Source organism: Phaeobacter gallaeciensis DSM 26640, from assembly GCF_000511385.1.
GTDB lineage: Bacteria > Pseudomonadota > Alphaproteobacteria > Rhodobacterales > Rhodobacteraceae > Phaeobacter > Phaeobacter gallaeciensis.
Map to the genome: position 1 here is coordinate 3,070,273 of NC_023137.1, position 23,933 is coordinate 3,094,205.

At 58.5% G+C, this 23,933-nt stretch carries 23 protein-coding genes; 14 read left to right on the forward strand and 9 right to left on the reverse strand.

Annotated features, from left to right (window positions below):
* Nucleotides 1–152: 152 nt before the first annotated feature.
* The 3 genes from GAL_RS14800 to miaB form a co-directional block, all read right to left on the reverse strand.
* Nucleotides 153–449 (reverse strand): hypothetical protein, encoded by a 297-nt coding sequence (locus tag GAL_RS14800; protein ID WP_024098376.1) that lies wholly within the window; start codon nucleotides 447–449, stop codon nucleotides 153–155.
* 11 nt (nucleotides 450–460) lie between these two features.
* Nucleotides 461–1,021, reverse strand: a complete 561-nt coding sequence (locus tag GAL_RS14805; RefSeq protein WP_040104183.1) for an OmpA family protein — start codon at nucleotides 1,019–1,021, stop codon at nucleotides 461–463.
* Nucleotides 1,022–1,239: 218 nt separating this feature from the next.
* Entirely contained in the window at nucleotides 1,240–2,562 is a 1,323-nt protein-coding gene (miaB, locus tag GAL_RS14810; RefSeq protein ID WP_024098378.1) for a tRNA (N6-isopentenyl adenosine(37)-C2)-methylthiotransferase MiaB, read from the reverse strand.
* Nucleotides 2,563–2,705: 143 nt separating this feature from the next.
* On the opposite strand from miaB, the gene GAL_RS14815 reads away from it, so the two are divergent.
* The gene (locus GAL_RS14815; protein WP_024098379.1) at nucleotides 2,706–3,575 is read left to right on the forward strand and encodes a glycosyltransferase family 2 protein; all 870 of its coding nucleotides are present in this window, start codon (nucleotides 2,706–2,708) and stop codon (nucleotides 3,573–3,575) included.
* Nucleotides 3,576–3,614: 39 nt separating this feature from the next.
* On the opposite strand, the gene GAL_RS14820 is transcribed toward GAL_RS14815, so the two are convergent.
* A complete protein-coding gene (locus tag GAL_RS14820) occupies nucleotides 3,615–4,412 on the reverse strand; it encodes a phytanoyl-CoA dioxygenase family protein (protein WP_024098380.1) in 798 nt (265 codons plus the stop codon).
* 125 nt (nucleotides 4,413–4,537) lie between these two features.
* Here GAL_RS14820 and GAL_RS14825 point away from each other — a divergent pair, with 125 nt between their 5' ends.
* Nucleotides 4,538–5,446 carry a LysR family transcriptional regulator gene (locus tag GAL_RS14825; protein WP_024098381.1) on the forward strand — a complete coding sequence of 303 codons (909 nt, stop codon included), beginning with the start codon at nucleotides 4,538–4,540 and terminating at the stop codon, nucleotides 5,444–5,446.
* Between the two features lie 6 nt (nucleotides 5,447–5,452).
* Here GAL_RS14825 and irrA read toward each other — a convergent pair whose 3' ends face one another.
* Complete coding sequence (gene irrA / locus GAL_RS14830) at nucleotides 5,453–5,869, reverse strand: iron response transcriptional regulator IrrA (RefSeq protein WP_014873568.1); 417 nt, start codon at nucleotides 5,867–5,869, stop codon at nucleotides 5,453–5,455.
* Between the two features lie 235 nt (nucleotides 5,870–6,104).
* Here irrA and fabA point away from each other — a divergent pair, with 235 nt between their 5' ends.
* From fabA to GAL_RS14845, 3 genes are read left to right on the forward strand one after another with little or no spacing between them, the layout of a single operon-like run.
* Nucleotides 6,105–6,614: a bifunctional 3-hydroxydecanoyl-ACP dehydratase/trans-2-decenoyl-ACP isomerase gene (fabA, locus tag GAL_RS14835; protein WP_014879135.1), complete on the forward strand. Its 510-nt coding sequence runs from the start codon at nucleotides 6,105–6,107 to the stop codon at nucleotides 6,612–6,614.
* A 48-nt stretch (nucleotides 6,615–6,662) separates the two neighbouring features.
* On the forward strand, nucleotides 6,663–7,892 hold the full coding sequence (gene fabB, locus GAL_RS14840; protein WP_024098382.1) for a beta-ketoacyl-ACP synthase I: 1,230 nt from the start codon (nucleotides 6,663–6,665) through the stop codon (nucleotides 7,890–7,892).
* Nucleotides 7,893–7,898: 6 nt separating this feature from the next.
* A complete protein-coding gene (locus GAL_RS14845; protein ID WP_024098383.1) occupies nucleotides 7,899–8,690 on the forward strand; it encodes an enoyl-ACP reductase FabI in 792 nt (263 codons plus the stop codon).
* A 90-nt stretch (nucleotides 8,691–8,780) separates the two neighbouring features.
* On the opposite strand, the gene GAL_RS14850 is transcribed toward GAL_RS14845, so the two are convergent.
* A complete protein-coding gene (locus GAL_RS14850) occupies nucleotides 8,781–9,854 on the reverse strand; it encodes an NAD(P)H-dependent flavin oxidoreductase (RefSeq protein WP_024098384.1) in 1,074 nt (357 codons plus the stop codon).
* An 83-nt stretch (nucleotides 9,855–9,937) separates the two neighbouring features.
* Complete coding sequence (locus GAL_RS14855; RefSeq protein ID WP_024098385.1) at nucleotides 9,938–10,366, reverse strand: FKBP-type peptidyl-prolyl cis-trans isomerase; 429 nt, start codon at nucleotides 10,364–10,366, stop codon at nucleotides 9,938–9,940.
* Nucleotides 10,367–10,553: 187 nt separating this feature from the next.
* Here GAL_RS14855 and GAL_RS14860 point away from each other — a divergent pair, with 187 nt between their 5' ends.
* From GAL_RS14860 to GAL_RS14895, 8 genes are all read left to right on the forward strand, one after another.
* Entirely contained in the window at nucleotides 10,554–11,240 is a 687-nt protein-coding gene (locus tag GAL_RS14860; RefSeq protein ID WP_024098386.1) for a haloacid dehalogenase type II, read from the forward strand.
* A 4-nt stretch (nucleotides 11,241–11,244) separates the two neighbouring features.
* Nucleotides 11,245–12,111 (forward strand): alpha/beta fold hydrolase, encoded by an 867-nt coding sequence (locus GAL_RS14865; protein WP_024098387.1) that lies wholly within the window; start codon nucleotides 11,245–11,247, stop codon nucleotides 12,109–12,111.
* Entirely contained in the window at nucleotides 12,108–13,082 is a 975-nt protein-coding gene (locus GAL_RS14870) for a threonine ammonia-lyase (RefSeq protein WP_024098388.1), read from the forward strand. The genes GAL_RS14865 and GAL_RS14870 overlap by 4 nt, the downstream gene beginning before the upstream one ends.
* Before the next feature lie 37 nt (nucleotides 13,083–13,119).
* Nucleotides 13,120–14,322, forward strand: coding sequence for an endonuclease/exonuclease/phosphatase family protein (locus GAL_RS14875; RefSeq protein ID WP_024098389.1), 1,203 nt, complete (start codon nucleotides 13,120–13,122; stop codon nucleotides 14,320–14,322).
* Between the two features lie 95 nt (nucleotides 14,323–14,417).
* Nucleotides 14,418–15,206, forward strand: coding sequence for a 3-oxoadipate enol-lactonase (gene pcaD / locus GAL_RS14880; protein ID WP_024098390.1), 789 nt, complete (start codon nucleotides 14,418–14,420; stop codon nucleotides 15,204–15,206).
* 172 nt (nucleotides 15,207–15,378) lie between these two features.
* Nucleotides 15,379–16,728, forward strand: a complete 1,350-nt coding sequence (locus GAL_RS14885; RefSeq protein WP_040104113.1) for a lyase family protein — start codon at nucleotides 15,379–15,381, stop codon at nucleotides 16,726–16,728.
* A gap of 145 nt (nucleotides 16,729–16,873) precedes the next feature.
* Nucleotides 16,874–17,965, forward strand: coding sequence for a Zn-dependent alcohol dehydrogenase (locus GAL_RS14890; RefSeq protein WP_024098392.1), 1,092 nt, complete (start codon nucleotides 16,874–16,876; stop codon nucleotides 17,963–17,965).
* A 29-nt stretch (nucleotides 17,966–17,994) separates the two neighbouring features.
* A complete protein-coding gene (locus GAL_RS14895; protein WP_024098393.1) occupies nucleotides 17,995–19,227 on the forward strand; it encodes a mandelate racemase/muconate lactonizing enzyme family protein in 1,233 nt (410 codons plus the stop codon).
* A gap of 140 nt (nucleotides 19,228–19,367) precedes the next feature.
* On the opposite strand, the gene GAL_RS14900 is transcribed toward GAL_RS14895, so the two are convergent.
* Nucleotides 19,368–20,216 (reverse strand): fumarylacetoacetate hydrolase family protein, encoded by an 849-nt coding sequence (locus GAL_RS14900; protein ID WP_024098394.1) that lies wholly within the window; start codon nucleotides 20,214–20,216, stop codon nucleotides 19,368–19,370.
* A gap of 70 nt (nucleotides 20,217–20,286) precedes the next feature.
* The gene (locus GAL_RS14905) at nucleotides 20,287–23,244 is read right to left on the reverse strand and encodes an ABC transporter transmembrane domain-containing protein (RefSeq protein ID WP_024098395.1); all 2,958 of its coding nucleotides are present in this window, start codon (nucleotides 23,242–23,244) and stop codon (nucleotides 20,287–20,289) included.
* Nucleotides 23,245–23,537: 293 nt separating this feature from the next.
* Between GAL_RS14905 and GAL_RS14910 the strand changes: the two genes are divergently transcribed.
* Nucleotides 23,538–23,930 carry a DUF3307 domain-containing protein gene (locus GAL_RS14910; protein ID WP_024098396.1) on the forward strand — a complete coding sequence of 131 codons (393 nt, stop codon included), beginning with the start codon at nucleotides 23,538–23,540 and terminating at the stop codon, nucleotides 23,928–23,930.
* Nucleotides 23,931–23,933 lie beyond the last annotated feature (3 nt).

Here is a 23,933-nt window from a genome sequence, read left to right on the forward strand (position 1 = left end):
CCGGTCTCCTGTCTTTGACGTTGTCCTTTCAGTGTGCCTTTCCAGTCGCGCCGGTGCAAGGCTGCGCACCCGCAATTTCACGCGATTGAAACAAAATGGCCGCCCCGGGAGGGCGGCCAATGCTGCGTGTTTTGAATATCTGGCGGATCCGGTCAGATCGGATCCTCGACACTGGAGCCTGACTTGAACGGGCCAACTGCGGTATTGGGAGGCGCAACGCCAGAACACACCGGACGCCCATCGGGGGCCAAGCGTTGCGACAGATAACCTTCCACACCATCGTCGATGATCCAGTGATCGCAGCCGGTTGGGTCGACCCAAATGCCTGCCTTCAACTGAGAGAGGTCCTTGCTGTCGAAACCGCGATCCACGGTCTTGTCGACTTTTTCGTCGCAGGCCGCGAGACCAATCGCCACGGATGCCAGCAACACTGCTTTGATGAATGACATAGACGTGCTCCTCAGCGCAGGCAGATGATTTCAACGCGGCGGTTCTGCGCCATATTGGCGGCAGAATCATTGGGGACACGCGGATCGCGTTCGCCGTATCCGCGTGCCTCAAGGATACGCGCGCCAACCGATTGGCCGACCTTGGCGACCGCATTTGCTCGGCGTTGCGATAGGCGCATATTGTATTCATCCGATGCACGGCTGTCGGTATGGCCGGTAATAATGAACGAACGCGCATTCGCGGATTGGAAAAACTCGCGCAGGCGCTGCTGCCCCGCTGCGCTGATGTGGTGCCTGTTGGTCGCAAAGAACTGATCGCTGGGCATCACGCCGCAGATATCGCCGCGACGGCAAACAGGTTTGCCATCACGGGTGACATGCGGTGTCATGAAGCCTTCGGCGCCGTCATCCATTACCCAATGTTCACACCCATCGGGATCCACCCAGATAGTCGGTACATAGCTCTGGCCGATCACAGCGCCGACGCCTGCATCCTGCGCCATCAACGCACCAGCGCTCAGGCAAATGGTCGCGGCAGCCGCAGAAAGAACCCCGCCCAGCTGTTTCGTCAGTGTTTTCAACACACCTAATATCCCCCTTACACCAATCGTTCGCAGGCGCCATTCTTGCGGCCACGCAGGCTTTGCGCCGACCGTTACAGTGATATTCGCAGGTATAGAACGCAAATTGCAATCATTTGCTTAAGGAAATCAGAAGTTTCACGCGACCGTAGCGCATCGAGACCACGACTTGGCCGACACGGCAGCAGCCATTGCCGCGCCGCCAGTTGCTATTCAATCAGCGCACCCGCCAGCGAGTTGGCACCGGAGGACAGGATCCGCACACGGGCGAGATCCCCGATGGCCCGGTCACAATCCGCGACATGGACCGCGTGCAGGTAATCGGATTTCCCAACCATCTGGCCCGGGAACCGCCCTGCCTTCTCAAACAACACGGTGACGTCACGATCTACCATGCTGTCCTGAACCTCGCGTTGCTGCTTTGTCAGCAGGGCCTGCAATCGTTGAAGCCGATCGTCTGCCTCTTGCGGGTCAACCTGGGTACGTTCCGCCGCCGGGGTCCCGGGGCGAGTTGAGTATTTGAAGGAATAGGCGGTGCCGTATTTCACTTCTTCCACCAGATCCAATGTTGCTTGGAAATCCTCTTCGGTCTCTTCCGGAAAGCCGACGATAAAATCGCCGGAGATCAGGATATCAGGCCGCGCGGCGCGGATGCGCTCGATCAGGCGCAGATAGCTTTCGGCGGTATGGGCACGATTCATCCGCTTCAGGATTTTGTCGGACCCTGCCTGCACAGGCAGGTGCAGATAGGGCATCAGTTTGGCACAGGTGCCATGCGCCTCGATCAGGTCATCCTGCATATCGTTGGGATGCGAGGTTGTGAAACGGATACGCTCCAGCCCATCTACCTTGTCCAGCTCCCAGATCAGCTGCGCCAGCGTCATGTCGCCATTGGGGCCAGCCCCGTGATATGCGTTCACGTTCTGGCCCAAGAGAGTGATTTCGCGCACACCACGCTCCACCAGATCCTGCGCCTCTCGCAGGATGCGGTCTGCCGGGCGTGAGACCTCGGCACCGCGGGTGTAGGGCACCACGCAGAAGGCACAGAATTTGTCGCAGCCTTCCTGCACCGTCAGAAACGCGGTTGGGCCACGTTTGGCTTTGGGGCGGTTCTTCAGCTTCTCGAACTTGTCTTCCTCGGGGAAATCGGTGTCGAGCACCTTTTCGCCGGTCCGTGCCTTCGCCTCCATCTCCGGCAAGCGATGATAGCTTTGCGGGCCCACCACCAGATCGACCAACGGCTGTCGGCGCATGATTTCCTGGCCTTCTGCCTGCGCAACGCAGCCTGCAACGCCGATCTTCAAATCCGGTTTCTCCGCCTTGAGCCCCTTGAAGCGGCCCAGTTCGGAATAGACTTTCTCGGCGGCCTTCTCCCGGATATGGCAGGTGTTCAGCAAGATCATATCGGCGTCATCAGCCGATTTCGTCTCTACATACCCCTCACCGCCCAGCGCCTCGGCCATGCGTTCACTGTCATAGACATTCATCTGACAGCCATAGGTCTTGATAAACAGCTTCTTCGGGGCGCTCATGGGGACAACCTTTTCAGCGGAGGGGTCGCAACAGCGGCGTGGCATAGCCCGAAACGGCTCTGCTTGCAATGCCGCCCCGATTACCCGATTTTAGCAGCAACCGCCAGATAAGGGCGTCGGCAAAGAGCAGCAGGCAATCGGATATGATGCATTCATCACTCGAGGGATTTCTCGAACATGCCAAAACGGCCCTGACAAAAGGGCCTGTCGCTCTGATCTTTGTCGAGGACAAGGTTGAGATCGCAACAACCCTGCGCCACCATCTTGATCTAGGCTTTGCGACTGTCGTGGTGTTTATGCCCGATGCCTTTGATATCCCCTATGATCTGGAAACACGCATCGAGCGCGTACCGTATGATTGCAGCAGGCGGGATACCGTGTTTGAAGCCATAAACAAAGTCATCGCGGCCGCCGCACCCGGATGTTGGCTCTACTACTGTTATAACGCTGAATACCTGTTCTACCCCTTCTGCGAGAGCCGGAACGTTGTGGAATTGCTAGGTTTTCATGCCGAAGAACGCCGTGACGCGATGCTGAGTTATGTTATCGATCTCTATGCGGGGGATCTTGCGGCAGCGCCGAACGGAGTTTCGTTGGACACTGCACATTTGGACAAATCCGGCTACTATGCCCAATCCCGCAACGATCCGCAGACTGGTCACCCGCTGGACCGTCAGCTGGATTTCTACGGCGGCGTGCGCTGGCGGTATGAGGAACATATTCCGGCGGCCAGTCGCAAGATCGACCGGATTTCACTATTTCGCGCCAAACCTGACCTGCATCTGTTCGACGATCACCGCTTTAGCGAGCCCGAGTACAACACCTACGCCTGCCCCTGGCATCACAATCTGACGGCGGCCATCTGCTCCTTTCGGACGGCAAAAGCGCTGAAACGCAATCCCGGATCCTCCTTTGAGATTGATAACTTTCGCTGGCATAATTCTGCGCCGTTTGACTGGCACTCGCGCCAGCTTCTTGATCTGGGGCTGATGGAACCGGGGCAGTGGTTCTGAAGGTCTGAGCCGTCACGCCGCCTCAGACCCTGATACCCGTCAGCGCTGCAACAGAACCGGAAACCAATCCTCGCGCAGAAGCTGACCCGGTGTCATCTCATGGCCGGGATATGGCGGCGACGTCGGTCCAGGCCGTTCGATGTAGCGCGCATCATCTCCGACAAGACGCAGCGAAAAGGCACGACGACGGGAGCTGCTGGTATTGGCGCGCGCGCCATGCAGGGTGCGATAATTGAATGCGACCGCATCACCCGGCTGCATCTCCCATTCTTTGACTGTCATGCCTTCAGCATCTGGATCCGGAACCGGCATGTACTGCCCCTCATCGGCAAAGAACCCTTCTTCAGACACCCACCGTGTCGGCAGGACCTCTTTCTCCCACCGGTGAGAGCCCGCGACACAACGCAGTGATGCATCCGTGACCGGATCAAGCGGTGACCAGAAGCTTATGGTTTGCTGACCTTCAACAAAATAGTAGGGTCCGTCCTGATGCCAGGGTGTCGCCATGGAGGTGCCCGGCTCCTTCACCAAGACATGATCATGAAACATCTGAACGCGTTTGGACTGCATCAGATCTGCCGCCACCTCGGCGACGGGTGAGTGTTTGATCGCCTCTTCGAACTGAGGGATGCGGGTCCAGTTGCAATAGTCGTCAAAGAAACGCCCTGTCTGGCCCTTTTTTTCGTTATTCGAAGCATAGGGGCCCGGCTCGGCCATATTGGCCTCCACGCCGTCACGGAGAAGCTCCACCTGCTCCGCGAAGAGCCCGCGGATCAGCACCACGCCGTCACGTTGGAACTGATCGATATGATCCTGAGTAATGAGGGGATGAGGCATGGGGATAGTCCTTGAGATCGAAATTCTGGGCTGCGACGGCTGGCGAAGTGCCCCACTTGCCTTCGATCTTGCGCACAGAGGTTACGCATGCTCAAATAATATCTTAATATGCAAAAAATAATCTGATGTTATATCTAACACTGCGCCACTACGAATACGTCTGCGCAATTGCGCAGCATGGCAGCCTCTCAGCGGCCGCAGCGGCGGTGCATGTCAGTCAGCCAGCCCTGTCCACCGCACTCGCGCGGATTGAGGCGCAGTTGGGGGAGACCTTGTTTCTACGCCGTCGTGGCGCTGCGGTGGTTCTCACACCGCAGGGACGCAGTTTCGCAGCACGCGCGCAAGTGCTGCTGGAGCAGGCTTCACGGTTGGAACGTCAAGGTAGCGAGGATGCGACCGGCCAGCAGCTGACGGTTGGCTGGTTTACTGACCTCGCGCCATTCCTGCTCGCCCCCGCTCTCAAGCGCCTTCGCGCTGCACTTCCGGGTGTCGCGATCCGTTATAAGGTCGACCATTTTGAACCACTGATCGCCGCAATGGTTGCCGGGGATGTTGACTTGGCCGTCAGCTACGACCTGGGCGTGGACGCCAGCTTCATGCGCCAGGAGCTGTCACGCCGGTCGCCCGTTGCACTGCTGTCGCCCTGCCATCCGCTGGCAGGGCGGGATCACCTGTCGCTAGCAGATCTCGCTGAGCAACCGCTGATTCTATCAGAAGAGGGGCACTCCGTGCGCCATATGCTTGGGTTATTCAAATCTATCGGCACCCTGCCCCGTATCGCCCACCGCGCCGCATCGGTGGAGCTGTTGTGCAGCTTGGCCGCCCACGGCGAGGGCATTGGCATCACCTACAGCAGGCCACCCGGCACAAATTCTTACGATGGGCCCGGATTGGTCTCGGTTCCGGTCAGTAACACCTCTGCGGAAGAGCCTCTTGTGCTGATCAGCCACAGCCGTCCTGCCCTCGGCAGCGTGATACAACGCGCACAAGGTATTTTGGCAGACGTGATAACGGCTAGCTCACCGGATCAGTGAAGGTCTTCAGATCTTGCGCAGGCGGATCACAACATCAACGGATGCAATTTCAACCCCCTGAGGTGCCGCAGGAAGGCTCTTGATCACCAACTGGTCGGATGGTGCATCTGACAAACGCCCCTCATCCTCCCAATAGAAGTGGGGATGATCGTGCGTATTGGTGTCAAAATAGCTTTTGGAGCCATCCACCGTGATTTCCTGCAACACACCAGCATCGCAAAACGCGCGGAGCGTATTGTAGACGGTGGCAAGGGACACAGCAGCGCCTTTGTCCTTCGCCGCATCAAACAGGCTTTCAGCGGTGACATGGCGATGCTTGCCATCGCCCACGAGCAATTCTGCCAGCGCCACCCTCTGACGGGTCGGACGCAATCCGGCTGTTTCCAGCCAGTTGGTAGCGATATCTGCGGGTGTTGGCGTCATAAAGCAGGTCCTGCATAGCGTTGCTGGGCCCATTTATAGGCCGAAAGGGCCACTGTATTCAATTCAATTTGCGCGGCGTCAGCATCTCCTCCTAGACTGTTACAGTTGAAAAACCTGAAGGCCACAGGCGGGATGCCCGTTGCCCCGCTGCGCCCGGAACCCTTGCAGGAGAGTCGAAACGGGTGCTACAGGGGGCCAGATAGACGATGATAACATAGGCAGGAGAAGCGCCAGCATGGCCGATTACCCCAGCAGCTTTGACAAAGACGATTTGCTAAAATGCGCCAGAGGCGAGCTGTTTGGCCCCGGCAATGCGCAGCTGCCCGCCCCTCCCATGCTAATGATGGATCGCATCACCGATGTGTCCGCAGATGGCGGCGCCCATGGCAAAGGTCACATTACAGCCGAGTTCGACATCACCCCTGAGCTGTGGTTCTTCGACTGCCACTTTCCCGGCAACCCGATCATGCCCGGCTGTCTTGGTCTTGATGGCCTCTGGCAGCTGACCGGCTTTAACCTCGGTTGGCGCGGCTGGCAGGGGCGTGGCTATGCATTGGGTGTTGGTGAGGTCAAATTGACCGGCATGGTGCGCCCGGATCGCAAGCTACTGACCTACAAGATCGACTTCACCAAGGCGATCCAGACCCGCCGCCTGACCATGGGTGTTGCCGATGGGATCGTCGAGGCAGATGGCGAAGTCATCTACCAGGTCAAAGACATGAAGGTGGCCCTGTCCGAGAGCTGATCGACAGCTTTCCTCTGGCCCCCTTGAAACAGCATAGGAGTACGCAGCATGCGTCGTGTCGTCGTCACCGGTCTGGGCATCGTCTCGTCCATCGGGAACAATGCCGAAGAGGTCCTGACCTCTCTCAAAGCTGGAAAATCCGGCATCGAAGCCAGCCCTGAAATGGCGGAACATGGCTTTCGCAGCCAGATCGCAGGCACGCTCAAGCTGAATGTGGCAGATCATGTCGACAAACGCACCCTGCGCTTCATGGGCGCGGGCGCGGCCTATGCTCATATCGCGATGAGCCAGGCGATTGCGGATGCCGGTCTGTCCGACGATCAGGTGGTGAATGAGCGCACCGGCCTTGTTGCAGGCTCTGGTGGCCCATCTACATCCGCCATGCTGACAGCGCATCAAACCGTTCTAAAAACCGGCGCGACCAAGCGTATCGGGCCGTTTGCAGTGCCCAAATGTATGTCCTCCACTATCTCTGCCAACCTGGCGACGGCGTTCAAGATCAAGGGCATCAACTACTCCATCACGTCCGCCTGCTCCACCTCGCTGCATTGCATCGGCAACGCAGCCGAGCAGATCATGATGGGCAAACAAGATGTGATGTTTGCCGGCGGCGGCGAGGAACTGGACTGGACGCTTTCGTGCCTGTTCGACGCGATGGGCGCGATGTCGTCGAAATATAACGACACACCGGAGAAAGCCTCGCGTGCCTTCGATCAGGATCGCGACGGGTTTGTGATTTCCGGCGGCGGTGGCATTGTTGTGCTGGAAGATCTGGATCACGCCTTGGCCCGCGGTGCCAAGATTTATGCCGAGGTAACCGGTTTTGCGGCGACATCGGATGGCCACGACATGGTCGCCCCCTCCGGAGAAGGTGGCGAACGCGCCATGCGGCTGGCTCTGCAGTCCCTGCCTGACGGCCGCAAAGTAGACTACATCAATGCCCATGGGACCTCGACCCCGGTTGGCGACGTCGGCGAGATCGAAGCGGCCCGGCGGGTCTTCGGTGCGGGCAAGGTTCCCCCGATCTCCTCAACCAAATCGATGACCGGTCACGCACAGGGCGCGGCTGGAGCGCTGGAAGCAATCTTCTGCCTGCTGATGCTGGACAACGACTTCATCACCCCGTCGATCAACGTCGACACCCTGGCCGAAGGCATTGAGCCCGCAGAGGTCGCAACACAACTGGTGGAAAACGCCGGTCTGGACAGCGTGATGACCAACAGCTTCGGCTTTGGTGGCACCAATGGCTCAATGGTTTTGAGCAAATACAAAGGATAACGGCGTATGTCAGGAGTATTGACGGGCAAGCGTGGCCTAATCATGGGGGTCGCCAACGATCGTTCGATCGCTTGGGGTATCGCCAAGGCCATGGCTGAGGCCGGAGCAGACCTGGCCTTTACCTATCAGGGTGAGGCATTCGGCAAGCGTCTTGAGCCTCTGGCTCAGAGCGTTGGCAGCGATTTCATGGTCGATGTCGATGTGACTGACGACGCCTCACTCGACAGGGCCTTCGAACAGCTGTCTGCACGCTGGGATAGCCTTGATTTTGTCGTTCATGCCATCGCCTATTCGGACAAAGCAGAGCTGACCGGGCGGTTCCTTGATACCAGCCGCGAGAACTTCAAGAACTCGATGGATATCTCGGCCTACTCCTTCGTTGAGGTCGCGCGCCGCGCCTATCCGCTGATGAAGGATGCGGGCGGTACTCTACTGACGTTGACTTATCAGGGGTCAAACCGTGTCGTCCCCAACTACAACGTCATGGGCGTCGCCAAGGCAGCGTTGGAAAGCGCCACGCGCTATCTGGCCAATGACCTCGGCCCTGAGGGCATTCGCGTTAACGCGATTTCTCCCGGCCCGATGAAAACCTTGGCCGGCGCCGCCATCGGCGGTGCGCGCAAAACCTTCAAGCATACCGCTCAGAATGCACCAATGCGGGACAATGCAACGCTGGAAGCCGTTGGTGGGACAGCTGTCTACCTCGCTTCTGACGCCGGAGCCTGCACCACCGGTGAAGTCATTCGCGTCGACGGGGGATTTCACGTTCTTGGAATGCCGCAGCAGGACAATCTCTGAACGCTGCCTCACTTTCTGGACAACGATTGAAGGGCACCCGTTACGGTGCCCTTTTTCGTTTAGCTGTGCTGTTTATGGGGGGGGTCGGTCCTACTGTGCTGCTGACAATTCTGCCGTAAGCTGCTGCATGAGATCTGCCGTCGGCATCGGGCGCGCGGCTGCCGCGCCCTGCCCCGCCCATTGCGCACCATATCCGGCTTCCCCTGCCTGTTTGGCGGCAGCGTTCAGCGCCTTCCCCGCATCGTATGCAATCGGGTAATCCGGGATCATTTCGGGGTCGACCCTGCTCGCCCAGTCGGTAAATCGGTTGCTCAGGCAGCGCGCAGGTCTGCCTGAAATCGCCGCGGTCATCTCGGTTTTCGGATCATCCGCCAACAAAGCGTCCCTATAGCCCGCATCGGCGCTGCTTTCCGGGCAGGCGATAAATACCGTACCCAGCTGCGCCGCCACCGCTCCTGCGGCAAGCGCCCCCGCAATATCAGCGCCGGTCATCAGCCCACCAGCAGCAACCACCGGCAGGTTTAACTCTGTAACCAAACCGCGAACCAGCTCCAACGTGCCAAGCCGCTCATCCCTGCCCCTGGGGTCAAAGACACCCCGATGCCCCCCGGCCTCCCAGCCCTGTGCAACAACAACATCGATGCCTGCCTCCTCCAGCATCTTGGCCTCCACCAGAGATGTTGCAGTGGCCATCAAGAGGATACCTGATGATTTCAATGCCGCTATTACCTGATGCGGCGGCAGGCCAAAATGAAAGCTGACAACAGCAGGCCGACGCGTCAGCAGCATCGCCTGCATATCTGTATCAACATTAAAACTGGTGTAGATTTCGCGCAGCTCCTTCGGCGGCGTGGTCTGGAAGACTTCAAACACAGGTGCGAGATGCCGGAGCCACACCGATTCTCGTTGACGGTCAGACACCGCAGGGTGATGGCAAAAAACATTGATATTAAATGGCTTATCCGTCAGCGCAGCCGTCTGGCGTATCATCGCCTCGGCTCCGCCCACAGATGCCGCACCAATGCCCAAAGCACCTAACCCGCCTGCATTGCTGACGGCAGCGGCCATGTCTGGTGTACTGACGCCCGCCATCGGTGATTGCAGGATCGGCAAGGATATTCCAAGGCGATCCATAAAGGCTTCTGAAGTAGAAAATTTGGCCATGCCGTCCTCTTTCGCCTTAGATCGTTCCGCAGCAAAAGAGCCGGTTTGGTGAGGCGACGCAAGAGGCGCCACCTCCGCCGGCCTTAGTTGATCGATACCAATTCGATATCAAAAATCAGATCCTTGCCCGCCAGCGGGTGGTTGGCGTCAAGGGTCACGGTCGCCTCGGTCACTTCCACCACAGTTACCGGCAGAACTTCCCCGGTTGGAGCCTGCATCTGCAGCTGGGTGCCCACCTCAAGTGGGATATCATCGGGAATGCCTTCGCGCGGGATGGTCTGACGCGCCTCATCATGGCTGGGGCCATAGGCCTGATCAGCAGGAATGTTGAGCGTCTTTTTCTCGCCTGCGGTCATACCAGCCAGACCTGCGTCCATACCTTCGATGACCTGACCGGAGCCAACGGTGAACTCAAGCGGCTCGCGCCCTTCAGAGCTGTCAAAGACGCTGCCGTCTGTCAGCTTGCCTGTGTAGTGGATGCGTACGGTATCGCCGCTTTTTACCTCGGTCATGGGACCTCCAGTTGGTTTCACGTTACAAAGGCGCGCACAGTATAGGACCCACCCCTGATGTAAACCCAACCTACCAGCGCCCCGAACTGGTAGCGGTTTGTCACGGTATGCATCGCATTGTGGCTGGAATTAACGCCCGTTTTGCGCCTAGGCTAGCTCAACCACAGGACACCGGACGGGAGACCCCATGGCGATCACAACCTGTATCTTCGATGCGTATGGCACATTGTTCGACGTGACGGCGGCCGCACGACAAGCCGCCCATGAACCGGAGTTCCCACATCTGATTGATCATTGGGCCGAGCTGGCCAACCATTGGCGGCTGAAACAGCTACAATACACCTGGCTGCGCGCCATCACCAACGCCCACACGGATTTCTGGCAGGTCACCCAAGACGGATTGGACTGGGCGATGGAAGCCACCGGACTTAGCGGGGATCCGCAGCTGAGAAAACGGTTGCTTGATCTCTATTGGCAACTTCAAGCCTATGAGGAGGTGCCGGAGATGCTACGCGCGCTCAAGGCAGCTGGCCTGCAGACAGCCATCCTGTCAAATGGGTCACCCAAGATGCTGGAAGGTGCCGTCAACTCCGCCGGTGTGAGCGGGCTGCTGGATGATGTCTTATCCGTGGAGGCCGTCGGTGTTTTCAAACCCGCCGCACAGGTTTACGATCTCGTCGGGAAACGGTTCAGCTGTCAGCGCAACGAAGTTCTGTTTGTGTCCTCCAACGGCTGGGACGCTGCAGGGGCGTCGGGGTATGGATTTACCACAGCCTGGGTCAATCGTGGCGGCGAGCCAATGGATCGTCTGCCCTGGACGCCGCATCATGTGTTGAGCGATCTGAGCAGTATTCCGACATTACTTGGGACATAATCCTGTGTCGCTTACATCAGGACCGCTTTCAGTCTTCACCACCTCGGACGGGTTGCAGCTCGCCTATGACGATCCCAACCAGTCAGCCAGCGGAGCGCGCCCACCGTTGCTATGTCTGGCAGGTCTAACACGCGACGGGCAGGATTTTCGATACCTTCGGCCGCACATTCATGGTCATCGTATGATCACGCTGGACGCACGCGGTCGCGGCAGATCGCAATACGCCGAAGACATTCACAGCTATTCAGTCCCGCGTGAGGCGCAGGATGTAATCGAGCTGCTGGATCATCTTGATATTGATCGCGTCACACTTCTTGGCACATCACGCGGCGGGCTGGTCGCCATGGCGCTGGCCGCTTTGCACAAACACAGATTGGCTGGTGTGATCCTGAACGACGTCGGGCCAGAGATTCCGGCGGATGGGATCGCGCGGATTATGGCCTATGTCGGGCATCGCCCTGCGGTCAAAACTCACGAACAGGCCGCTTCGGTGCTGGCGACACATATGGCCCCAGCATTTCCCGATGTGCCAATGGCGCGCTGGCGCGAGGAGGTGGAGGTTTTCTACACCCAGACGCAGGACGGCTTGGCTCTGCGCTACGACGCACGATTGCGCGACGCCCTGCTAGCACAGGCTGCCACCGGACCAACGCCAGACTTGTGGCCGCTGTTCCACTCTCTCAGCGGGGTACCGTCAGGCCTCATCCGTGGGGCCAACTCGGATATACTCAGCGCCGACACCTACCAGAAAATGCAGCTCCGCCTGCCGGAGTTGCTTGCCGTAGAGATTCCGGACCGCGGTCATGTCCCGTTCCTTGATGAGCCCAGGTCGCTGGCGCTTATCCATCGTATTCTGGAGATTGCCCAATGACCTCTTTTGCCGCGATTACCGCAGCCGCCGACCGCCTGAGCGGTCACGCACGCGAGACGCCGCTGTTATCTTCACCGTTTCTGGACGACATCGCCGGACGGCGCGTTTTGGTGAAGGCCGAATGCCTGCAACACACTGGTTCGTTCAAATTTCGCGGAGGCTGGGCTGCCCTCTCTGCGATGACCGATGAGCAACGGCACTGCGGCGTCCTGACCTATTCCAGCGGCAACCATGCACAGGGGGTGGCCGCTGCAGCCGCTGCACATTCAACTCCCGCTGTGATCCTGATGCCGCAGGACGCGCCGGCCATCAAAATTGCCAATACGCGCGCGCTCGGCGCGGAGGTGGTGTTGTTCGACCGGGCCAAAGACAACCGTGATGCCATCGGAGCAGAACTTGCAGAGGCGCGCGGTCTTACCCTGATCAAACCCTACGACGACGTGGAGGTCATCGCCGGACAAGGCACTGTTGGCTTGGAGATTGCCCGCCAAGCTGCTGAGTTGGACGTAGCCGAAGCAGATGTCTTGGTGTGCTGCGGCGGTGGCGGTTTGACCGCGGGCGTTGCACTTGCTCTGGAACAAACAGCACCAAAGATGAAAGTAAGTCCCTGCGAACCTGAGCGTTTTGACGATGTCATCCGTTCACTGGCTGCGGGTAAAATCTGCCGGAATGAGGCCTCCGCGGGTTCACTCTGTGATGCCATACTAACGCCGGCACCGGGCGAAATCACCTTCCCCATCCTGTCGCGGCTCTGCGGTTTGGGCGTCGTCGTCAGCGAAGAGGAGGCGATGCGCGCCATGGCGCTGGCCTTTTTACGACTGAAGATCGTGTTGGAACCCGGTGGTGCGGTGTCTCTCGCAGCAGCCTTGTTCCATGGTGACCAATTAAGCGGCCCTGCCACAATCGCTATCGCAACAGGCGGCAACGTCGACGCAGCCCTTTTTGCTGAGGCGTTGCATCGGTTCGGCTAACTCCGAATGACCGCCCTTATCGAGCTTAGAGTACAACATGACCGAATTCACCATTGCATCCTTCAACGTGAAAAACCTGATAGGTCCGGATCAGGAATACTATAAATTTCAAAGCTACACGCCTGAGGAATACGCGTGGAAGGCCGATTGGATGGCCGATCAGCTGCTGACTCTGGATGCCGATATCGTGGGGTTTCAAGAGATTTTCGAGGAAGCGCCGCTGCGTGAGATCATCGCTGAGACCGACCGGCGCGGGCAGGAGGCAAATGCCGCCAGCCTGCCTGACCGGTCCAAACGCTATCACCGGAAGGCGATTTTCCGCAAACTGGCCTATACGCCCTACACTGAGGCTGAGCTGGCCTTTGCGCCGAACATAAACGACAGCGAAATACCAGGGAAACGGCGCCCCGGCCTTGCTATCCTGTCGCGGTATGGCTTCGCTGAACCGGTTGAGATTATTCAGGATCTGCCGCAACCGCTTGATATTCCGATGGCCTGCCTTGGTGGCGAAGAGGACGCGGGCTATTACACGCTGAGACGGCTGTCGCGCCCGATCATGAAGGCCCGGATCCCCGTCGCCGGGCAGATTGTCAGCGTCTTCAACTGTCATCTGAAATCCAAACTGGGTGAGTTCATCACCCCGCAAGGTGCGCCCTATCCACCTGAAACCGTGCTCACAGCCTATGATGCGGGTGGTCGTGCCTTGGGCGCGCTGCGCGCAGCTCTGCGCCGTATGGCTGAGGCCTGGGTGCTGCGGCGGATGGTCTTGGACGAATTGGAACAGAACCGTCCAGTCATCGTATTGGGAGATTTCAATGACGGGGAAAACGCCGTCAGTTCCGAAATCATCAGCGGCGAGACCCCATTTCGAAATTACTCCTGGATGCTGCGCCATGACGCCCGACATTCAGGAGACCGCTACAGTGCGGAGGAGAACCGGCAGATCCGCGAAACCATCGACAAGTTTCGATTGCGGTCAGCAGAAAAGCAATTCCTCAAAAAGTCGCTCCGCGATGTGGTCTACACCACGGCATTTGGCGGCGTTCATGAAAGCATTGATCAGATCTACATGTCCCGCCATTTTGATCCGGACTGGGCAGGCCAAATCGGAGAGATGGAATATTTCAGCGTCTTCAATGACCACCTGACTGATGGCAGCCATCCCGAAGCTCCCTACAACAAACTCGCCTCTGATCACGGGCAGATCATGGCTCATATGCGGCTCAAATCTGGGGGTTAGGGCCGCATATGCTCATCTTTTCACGGTCCGGCTGACTTTACCTGAGGGCGCCCGCGCGTTAGAAACCGCGACTGAACACACCCCGGAGCCCCTTTATGCCATTTGCTGATCTGGGCGATATCCAGCTACATTACCAACTGGATGGAACTGCCGACGGACCTCCTTTGGTCTTTGCCAATTCCCTTGGCACTGACCTGCGTGTCTGGGATCAGGTGGTAGAACGACTGCCGAGAGAACTGCGCATTATCCGCTACGATCTGCGTGGCCACGGCGGAACACCCGCAACGCCCGCCCCCTACTCCATGGGCACATTGGTCCGCGATGCCGAGCGGTTGTTCGACCATTTGCAGATAAAGGGCTGTATCTTTGTCGGGCTGTCTATCGGCGGCATGATTGCGCAGGGGCTGGCGATCAAGCGGCTGGATCTGATGCGTGGGCTGGTACTCTCCAACACCGCCGCCAAGATCGGGACCGCCGCCACTTGGCAACAGCGCATTGACGCAATCAAACGTGACGGGATTGATGCCATTGCGGACAACATCATGGAGCGATGGTTTGCACCGGCATTTCGAAAATCGCCCGAGATGGCGCCTTGGCGCGACCATCTGCTCCAGCAATCGAGCGAGGGCTACATCGGGTGCTGCGCGGCGATCGCCGGGACAGATTTTTACACACCCACCAGCGGCTTACGATTGCCGACCTTAGGAATTGCGGGTTCTGATGACGGCGCGACACCCGCGGACTTGGTACGTGAAACGGTCGACCTCATCCCCGGTTCCAAGTTCGAATTGATCCGCCGCGCCGGTCATATACCTTGTGTCGAGCAGCCCGAGGCTTTTGCGGATCGTCTGATCACCTTCCTGAGGGAGCAAGGGCATATCTGATGGCTGCTGTGCCGAGGTCCGGTGCGCTCTCGGGAACGTGCGAGCGACCACAACAACTGGCACAAATGGTAGCCGACCGCCCTTATGATAGGGTAACAGGCCTGTATATACCCCATTTGCCGCCTATTGCTGCCCCGCAGCAGCCATGGCAACCCTTAGTGAAAGATCTCTGATGGCCGCTTCTCTCTTCGACAGCCAACTCTATGCGTCATTGTTTCCTGCGGGAGATATTTCCCGGCTGTTTTCAGACAGCGCCGAAATTCGCGCGATGCTGCTGGTCGAGGGGGCGCTGGCCAAGGCGCAGGGCAAACTCGGCCTGATCCCGGAGGAAAGCGCGGCAGCGATTGGCCGCGCGGTGATGGAGGTCGCTCTGGACCCCGGCGCATTGGGCAAATCGGCCGGACAGAATGGCGTTCCGGTTCCAGGTTTGGTGAGTGCATTGAGGGACGAGATGAACGCGCCGGAGCACGCCCAATATGTACATTGGGGGGCAACCTCGCAGGATATTATGGACAGCGCCCTGATGCTGCGATTGCGGCAGGCACTTGCGGCCGTTGAGGCTGATCTGCTCACCCTGCTTACGCAACTGTCCGATATGGCCGACACCCATGCCAACCTTCCGATGGCTGCACGCACCTATGGTCAGTTGGCCACCCCGACCAGCTTCGGAGCCGTTGTGGCCACGTGGGGACAGCCTCTGGCGGCACTGCTCGAAGAGCTGCCAGTGCTCCGTCAAACCTGTCTTCTGGTGTCACTTTCCGGTGCTGCTGGAACGTACAGCGCATTGGGGTCCAAGGCCAGTGAGCTGCGCGCGGAGCTGGCTGCGGGATTATCGCTGGCGGACCCACATCGCAGCTGGCACACGGATCGCAGCCCGGTTTTGCGGATCGCAGACTGGCTCACCCGCGCCTGCACCGTATTGAGGAAATTGGGGACTGATTGCCTTGCCCTACGCCAAAGCGGTATCGACGAGCTAACAGTCGGCACAGCGGGCGCCTCCTCAACCATGCCGCAGAAACAGAACCCGGTTGCCGCCTCGGCGCTGATCGCACTGGCCGCGCAGGCAACCGCACAGCTTTCGGCGCTGCATCATGCCGCCGCGCATCAAAACCAACGCGACGGCGCCAGCTGGTTTGGCGAATGGCTGAGCCTTCCGCAGATCGTTTTCTGCGCCGCAAGTGCCGCCCGGACCGCTGTCTCCATGACCATAGAACTGGCGCCAGACGCCAAGCAAATGTTGCGCAACCTCCACGCTGCCAATGGGACAATCTATGCAGAAGCGCTAAGCTTTGCCTTGGCGGAGCAGATGCGGAGGGGTGAGGCACAGGCCGCAGTCAAGGATCTCTGCGTGAAGGCAGCGCAGGACGGAGTACCCCTGCAAGAGGTTGTTGCCGTGCAATTTCCAGAGCTGGATCAGACCACACTCTTTGACGCAACACGGCAACTCGGATGTGCCCCAGACGAGGCACAGCGATTTGTGAAAACCACAGCCGCTCTGAAAGGCCGCAAGGAATCGACCTGATACACTGCTCATCAGCGACCTAAGTGGGTGCGCCCCGCTATCCCTGCGCCTATGTGCCTCGGTATGCGACGCTTCATTGACGGTTTCAGACTTGCAGCCCTCCTCCCTCCGGTCCACCGTGGCCTACAAACAGGGAGAGAGATGCATGCCAACCATCAAAGCCGCCGTCTGCCACGAGTTTGGTAGCCCTCTCGTGATTGAAGAGGTACAGCTTGCCGCGCCGCGCACTGGAGAAGTAGAGGTGACGCTGGACGCCGTTGCGATCTGCCACAGCGACATCTCATTTGCAGAGGGCGCCTGGGGTGGGTTTTTACCCGCCGTTTATGGCCACGAAGCCGCTGGCGTAATCAGCGCCGTCGGCGATAATGTGCAGGGCTTTGCTGAGGGGGACAGCGTCGTTGTCACTCTGATCCGATCCTGTGGCAGCTGTCCCAGCTGCGCAGGCGGTGCGCCCACCCTATGCGAAACACCTTATGATACCGTCAACGGTCCGCTCAAAACCACCGACGGCGCGCCCTTGATGCAAGCAATGGCTTGCGGTGCCTTTGCTGAACGGGTTGTCGTGGATCAACGCCAAATCGTAAAAATTCCAAGCGAAATTGCCAAAGATGTCGCCGCGCTAATCTCCTGCGGCGTCATCACAGGCGTCGGTGCAGCAGTGAATGCCGCAAAGCTTCGTGCAGGCGAGGATGTCGTTGTGATCGGCGCAGGTGGCGTTGGCCTCAATGCGATCCAGGGCGCCCGCATTGCCGGTGCGCGACGGATCGTTGCCGTCGATCTGAGCGAGGAAAAGCTGGAGATTGCCAAGGAGTTTGGCGCGACCAACACAGTCCTCGGCCGCCTCGATGCACCATGGAAGGCTTCATACAAGGCCCTTGGCGGCAAGGGGGCTGATGTTGTTCTGGTCACAGTCGGCGCTATCCCAGCCTATGAGCAGGCCACGCGATATCTGGGCATCGGCGGGCGCATGGTGATGATCGGCATGCCGCACTCGGGCGCGAAAGCCAGCTATGAGCCGGTCATCATGGCCGCCATCGGGCAAGGCATGATCGGCTCCAAAATGGGTGACGTGGTAATTCAGCGCGATATTCCGTGGATGGTAGACCTCTATCAGCAGGGGCGCCTGAAACTGGACGAGTTGATTTCCGGACGTTGGAAGCTTGAAGACATAAACGCTGCGATTGCCGATACAAAGACAGGATCGGCACGTCGCAACGTCATCCTTTTTGACCGATAGACCTCTGAGCACACAGGGAAATACCTGACATGAAACTGCAAGACCTAGACATCATTGTCACCGCTCCACCAGCCCCTGGCTGGGGCGGGCGTTACTGGATCCTGGTCAAGGTGACCACCGATACCGGTATCACCGGCTGGGGCGAATGCTACGCGGCCTCCGTTGGCCCTGACGCAATGACGCATGTGATCCGCGATGTCTTTGAGCGGCATATGCAGGGTATGAACCCCGAAGATATCGAATGGATGTTTCGGCGGGCCTATTCCTCGGGTTTCACGCAGCGCCCCGACCTGAGCGTCATGGGCGCGTTTTCCGGCCTTGAAATCGCCTGCTGGGATATCCTCGGCAAGGACCGTGACCGACCGGTTCATGCTTTGATTGGCGGGCAAATGAACGACCGGTTGCGTGCATACACCTATCTTTATCCATTGCCCCACCACGATATTGATGCGTTCTGGAACACGCCCGAACTGGCGGCTGAGTCTGCAATCGCAGCAGTGGAAAAAGGCTACACCGCAGTCAAATTCGATCCCGCCGGTCCCTATACGATGCGGGGGGGGCATATGCCGGCCCAATCTGACATCACCCAATCCGTCGCCTTTTGCCGCGCCATCCGGGAGGCCGTCGGCAATAGAGCAGATTTGTTGTTTGGCACCCATGGCCAGTTCACACCCGCAGGGGCCATTCGGCTCGGCCAAGCGTTGGAACCTTATGAGCCCCTGTGGTTTGAGGAGCCCACACCTCCTGATCTAGTTGCAGATATGGCTCGGGTCGCAGATCGGGTCCGCATCCCCGTCGCGACAGGGGAACGGCTAACAACGAAAGCGGAGTTCGCCGCAATCTTGCGTGCAGGTGCGGCAGAAATCCTGCAACCGGCCCTGGGGCGATCCGGCGGCATCTGGGAGACCAAGAAAATCGCAGCTATCGCCGAGGTTTTCGGCGCACAGATGGCGCCTCATCTCTATGCGGGTCCTGTCGAATGGGCGGCCAATATCCAGTTTGCGGCCGCAATCCCCAACCTCTTGATGATCGAAACAATCGAGACACCGTTTCATGCGGCGCTGATCAAGCAGGGGATCACTGTGGAGGACGGTTTCGTGATCCCGTCAGAGAACCCGGGTCTTGGCATTGAGGTCGACGAAGATCTTGCCCGCGCCCATCCCTTTATCGGGGATGATCTGCACCTCAACATGCAGGATGCCCCATGCAACTATGCCGAGGGTAACAGTTTTGTGGGCGGCGCCCCTCCTATTGAAGAATAACCAGCGCCACGCAGGAAAGGCGCGCATCTCCTGCGAAAAATCGCCATGCCGTGTGCCATATGCGCACGGCATGGCCCAACGGGCCGGATCCTGGCCAAGATCCAGCGACGGGCGGGAGTGCATGGAATGAAGAAATACAGTCAACTGTCTTCGACGATATGTTGTCGCTGTTCACCCAGCCCATCGATGCCTAGCCGCAGGGTATCGCCCGCCGTCAGATAGATCGGGTCGGGCTTCTGCCCCATCCCCACCCCCGGCGGTGTCCCGGTTGCAATAAGGTCACCCGGATGCAGTGTCATCAACTGACTGAGATGCGAGATGATTTCGGCGACGGAGAAGATCATTGTACTGCTGTGACCCTGCTGCATGTGCTTGCCGTTCACATCACAATAAAGCGCAAGTTGCTGCGGGTCGGGAACCTCATCGGGTGTTACCAGCCACGGGCCAATAGGGCCGAAACTGTCGCAGCTCTTGCCTTTGGTCCATTGCCCGGACAGATCCATCTGGAAAGATCGCTCCGAGACATCATTGACCACGCAATAGCCCGCTACATGGTCGAGCGCGTCTTCAACCCCGACGTATTTGGCGGTTTCCCCAATCACCACGCCCAACTCCACTTCCCAGTCGGCTTTCCGCGCGCCGCGCGGCAAAACCACCGGATCGTTTGGGCCACTGATGGCTGAATTGGCCTTTAGAAACAGGATCGGATGCTGCGGGATCGCAAGTCCCGCCTCCTCAGCGTGATCCCGATAGTTCAGGCCGATACAGAGGAATTTGCCGACGTTGCCAACGCAGGGGGCCAACCTCGGCTCTCCCTGAACGATCGGCAGATCTGCCAGTGGAAGCGATGCCAGCTCCTCTCGCGTATCATGCCCTAGTTCTGCGCCCGTGAGATCTTTGACATGCCCGCCGAGATCTCGCAGGGTTCCATCCCCGGCTTTAAGGCCGGGACGAATACCAGCGTCACTATAGTATCTTAGTAATTTCATGGCAGTCGTCTCCTCTCGATCCCAAACGCCCGCACCTCTCATGGACGCGTATAGTGTCCCTTAAAAGCGATCAGCTCGACACATAGCCTGCAACGACTTGCAACAGTTTAAACGCGGTCGCGGCATCGTTTTCCACAACCGCGAGGAACTCCTCCTCACCAATCCGCAAACAGGTCAAATCGCTTTCCGCAATCATGCTGAGGGCTCGGGGTTCCTTCCGGATCAGACCCAATTCGCCGACCAGACGACCGGCGCCAACTTTGGCAACCAGGCGGCGTGTCTCCCCGTCCTGCGGCAAATACAGGCCTGCCTCTCCCTCCAGCACCATATAGGCGCCATCGCTGGCCTCATCGTCTTTCAGAAATACTGTGTCACCAGATTTTGCCGTGTACCAGCGCGCGCCAAAGGCCAAAAGGCGCAGCTGACGGCGGTTGAGTTCGGAGAACAGCTCTGTCTGCTCCAGCGCTCTGAGTTTGCGCGCAAGGTCCGCACTCCCCGCGCCATCGCTGACCGCATCCGCGACTGGGCTATCGCTGACCAGTCGTCCCTGCCGCAGTTCATAGTAGCCGTCGAATACATCCGGGCTTTCGAAGCTGCTGCCAAGGTAAATCAACGTGGTGTCCGGCAACAGCTGGCGCAGATTCTTGTGGATTGCGATCCGGGTGTCGAGATCATAACTCGCCATAGCGGCGTCCAAGATCAAGATATCAGGGCGTTTGATGGACGCCCGAGAGAACGCAAGCGGCTCGGCAAAGCTGGCAGCAAGCCCCTGCCCGCCCAGCGCGATCGGCAGATCAAAGATCAGCTCAACCACGTGGTCGCGGACACCGTTCTTCACCAACACATCCGAGACAAGTTTCTGCACCTCTTCCGCCCGCCCGCCGGCGCTATCGGAGATTTTTCCGAACAGGGCGTTTTCCAGAACCGTCAAGCCCGGTGCAAATGCCCGGTCATCAAGCGGTTCGAAAATATCATCCAGCGTCGCCATCAACTGGCTGGAATGACTCTGCCGGAAGGCCAGAATACGCTCTTCTATCTCACTGCTGAACGCCGCACCGATCTGCTCAGCTGAAATGCTGAAAGGAACGATCAGCAACCGCGCCAGCTCCTCATGGCTCAGCGCGGAGACGCCATCGTTACGGGTCTTATCCACCAGCGCGAGCGCCCCCTCATAGGCCGAGGCCTCCAGACCCAGCTTGCGAAACAGCGGATGATCGGTGCCGTCGATTCCAAAGATCTGCCGCAGCATTTCCACCACATCGCGACTTAGGGCGACAAGATCCGCGTCCAGATTGAGGTCCCGCAGCTGATCGAGGAAATCATCCTGCTGGCGCAGCACGTTTTCGCTCATACGGACCTGAGTGGTCGCATACAACAGGTTTTCAGCCACTGGCAGTGCCGGATTGTAGCGATCAGGTGCCAAGAAATGCACATAGCCATCTAGGCCCGCGTCGATGACGGCCTGCTGTACCATGCCGCGCAGATCGACAAGTTGCTGCGCCAGTTCCGGGTGACTTGAAGGCTCAAAGCGTTGCTCCACCCCGCGGCGAAATAGTGCTGTGTCAGACCCGATACCTGAAACCAGTCTTAGCCACCAGTCACGCAGCTCCGCCTCGCTCGAGAACCCGGCAAGGGCCGGATCAAGCCATGACGCGTCTAGAGGATCGGGACTATTGCCTGCCCGCTGCGCCACATCATACCGACGCAGATCCTGTGCGGCTCCCAGCGGGCGCTGTCGAATCGGCATCATCACATTGTCGCCAAATGATCCTTGAAACAGCACCGGTCGGGAGGTGGCATGACCGATACGCGCAGCGATCACCGCCTGATGAATGTCGCGCATGTTCTGACCATCAATCGAGACCTCGCCAGCCGAGGGCAGTAGTTCCCGGGTCAGCAGCCCCGCTAGGGCGCGGCGATCTTCCTCCGACGGGGCGGCGACGCCGATCACCTTCCCCGCCGGGAACCGTGCGTTCAAATCTTCCAGAACGAGATTGCCATTGGCATCACGAACATTGACCCCCTCAACGACGATATCACTCTGAAGGCGCTGCAATTCATCCGGTGCGCCAGTCATCAACGCCTCGTCCACCATTCCCGGCGGATCGAAACGCTCCAGGATGACATCCCAGCGCAACGCCATATCCTGCGTCTGATTGTAGTAGGCCAGCAACTCCTTCCAGGGAGATGCCAGATCCTTGTAGGCTGCGAGAGCGGCAACCAACGCGCCAAGCGAGACCTTGCCCTCCAGCACCAGATAACCACCCACCGCATAAAACAAGAACGGCGTCAGCTGCGTGATGAAGTTGTTGAGAAACTTCATGAAGAATTTCTTCTGATAAATCTCAAACCGGATGTCATAAAGCCAGCCAAGCCGGTCTGTGATCACAGCCATCCGGTAGCGCCAGCCGCCATTCAGACGCAGGGTCGACGCCCCCGCCGCGCTCTCTCCTATTTCAGAGGCCAAGGCCCGGATCTGGCGAATACGTTTCTTGTTCAGCAGGTTGATCTGGCGCTGCAACATCGGAATCAACCAGCCCTGCAACGGAATAAGCGCAACAGCCGCCAGCCCGAACCAGACATTCTGCATGAACAGAAAATACAGGATGGTCAGCATTTGACCCGCCTGCAGAACCGGCTGGCTGACCGCATCCCCCATGAGCCCACCCATGGGCTCGCTCTCGGATGTGATCATGGAGACCAATTCACCCTGGCTGACCCGCTCGAAATACGGCTGCGGAAACCTTAGCACACGTGAGATCAGCCGATAACGAAACCGTCGCAACATCCGCTCGGCCAGAATGCCCTTCATCGTGTTGATGCGCATCTTCAAGAGGCCATGGGCCAGCACCGCCAGAAGGAACCCGCCGCACAATAGCCAGAGGTAGTGCAGCTGGGTCAGTTCGTAGCCAAACAGATCAATGCTGGAACTTTGAGCACCGATAGCATCATTGATGATGCGCTTTGGCAGTTCCAGCGTCAGATACAGTAATGGAAACAGGCAGGCAGTAACCACCAGCAAGACCATCTGGTCGCGCTTGGAGTAAGTCCAGATAAACCGAAAGAGAGTGCGTTCTATGGGACGGCTCCGAAATGGCGACAGTTGCGGAAACGGATCCTGATATGCCTAGCCCGGATTACCTGTTGCAGGCAATGGCAACAGGGCGATCCCCCATCGAAGTTCGTTCACAAGCCTCATGACAACACTAAGTTCCGGCACAGTTGACGGTGCGTCGTGACGAATACTGTTACAGGCCATTTGCCTGCATCAAAAAAATACGTAAGCTTTCAGAGCTCGCGACACAAAATGAGGCCGTTCCTTTGTCAGATCCTCTCGCATCCCTGTTGGGATTGCTCTGCCTGCTTCAGATCAAGCATATGTTTGCCGATTTTTATCTGCAGACGCCTAAAATGCTGTCAGGCCGCGGGGAATATCTACATGCAGGGCGCGCGCAACATGCCGGGGTTCATGTGTTGGGATCAATCATAGCCTTTGTGATCATGGGGGCGCCCGTCGGATTTATTCTGATTATATGCGCGCTGGAATGGGTCGCCCATTTCAATATCGACTATTGCAAGGCCTGCTATTCCAAACGCAAGGAACTGGCACCGGACATGGCTGTCTATTGGCGTGCAATGGGGACAGATCAGGCGCTGCACCAGCTTACCTATCTGGCGATGGCAGCCGCTTGGGCACATGTGAGCTTCGGATAGATA

Excerpts from the sequence above, each read along its gene's own strand:
- GAL_RS14870 (WP_024098388.1), top strand. The coding sequence starts at position 12,108 with ATGACCTCTTTTGCCGCGATTACCGCAGCCGCCGACCGCCTGAGCGGT.
- GAL_RS14895 (WP_024098393.1), top strand. The coding sequence starts at position 17,995 with ATGAAACTGCAAGACCTAGACATCATTGTCACCGCTCCACCAGCCCCT.
- fabB (WP_024098382.1), top strand. The coding sequence starts at position 6,663 with ATGCGTCGTGTCGTCGTCACCGGTCTGGGCATCGTCTCGTCCATCGGG.
- GAL_RS14905 (WP_024098395.1), bottom strand. The coding sequence starts at position 23,244 with ATGGTCTTGCTGGTGGTTACTGCCTGCCTGTTTCCATTACTGTATCTG.
- pcaD (WP_024098390.1), top strand. The coding sequence starts at position 14,418 with ATGCCATTTGCTGATCTGGGCGATATCCAGCTACATTACCAACTGGAT.
- fabA (WP_014879135.1), top strand. The coding sequence starts at position 6,105 with ATGGCCGATTACCCCAGCAGCTTTGACAAAGACGATTTGCTAAAATGC.
- GAL_RS14855 (WP_024098385.1), bottom strand. The coding sequence starts at position 10,366 with ATGACCGAGGTAAAAAGCGGCGATACCGTACGCATCCACTACACAGGC.
- GAL_RS14875 (WP_024098389.1), top strand. The coding sequence starts at position 13,120 with ATGACCGAATTCACCATTGCATCCTTCAACGTGAAAAACCTGATAGGT.
- GAL_RS14825 (WP_024098381.1), top strand. The coding sequence starts at position 4,538 with ATGTTATATCTAACACTGCGCCACTACGAATACGTCTGCGCAATTGCG.
- GAL_RS14890 (WP_024098392.1), top strand. The coding sequence starts at position 16,874 with ATGCCAACCATCAAAGCCGCCGTCTGCCACGAGTTTGGTAGCCCTCTC.
- GAL_RS14860 (WP_024098386.1), top strand. The coding sequence starts at position 10,554 with ATGGCGATCACAACCTGTATCTTCGATGCGTATGGCACATTGTTCGAC.
- GAL_RS14850 (WP_024098384.1), bottom strand. The coding sequence starts at position 9,854 with ATGGCCAAATTTTCTACTTCAGAAGCCTTTATGGATCGCCTTGGAATA.
- GAL_RS14900 (WP_024098394.1), bottom strand. The coding sequence starts at position 20,216 with ATGAAATTACTAAGATACTATAGTGACGCTGGTATTCGTCCCGGCCTT.
- GAL_RS14885 (WP_040104113.1), top strand. The coding sequence starts at position 15,379 with ATGGCCGCTTCTCTCTTCGACAGCCAACTCTATGCGTCATTGTTTCCT.
- irrA (WP_014873568.1), bottom strand. The coding sequence starts at position 5,869 with ATGACGCCAACACCCGCAGATATCGCTACCAACTGGCTGGAAACAGCC.
- miaB (WP_024098378.1), bottom strand. The coding sequence starts at position 2,562 with ATGAGCGCCCCGAAGAAGCTGTTTATCAAGACCTATGGCTGTCAGATG.
- GAL_RS14815 (WP_024098379.1), top strand. The coding sequence starts at position 2,706 with ATGATGCATTCATCACTCGAGGGATTTCTCGAACATGCCAAAACGGCC.
- GAL_RS14845 (WP_024098383.1), top strand. The coding sequence starts at position 7,899 with ATGTCAGGAGTATTGACGGGCAAGCGTGGCCTAATCATGGGGGTCGCC.
- GAL_RS14820 (WP_024098380.1), bottom strand. The coding sequence starts at position 4,412 with ATGCCTCATCCCCTCATTACTCAGGATCATATCGATCAGTTCCAACGT.
- GAL_RS14800 (WP_024098376.1), bottom strand. The coding sequence starts at position 449 with ATGTCATTCATCAAAGCAGTGTTGCTGGCATCCGTGGCGATTGGTCTC.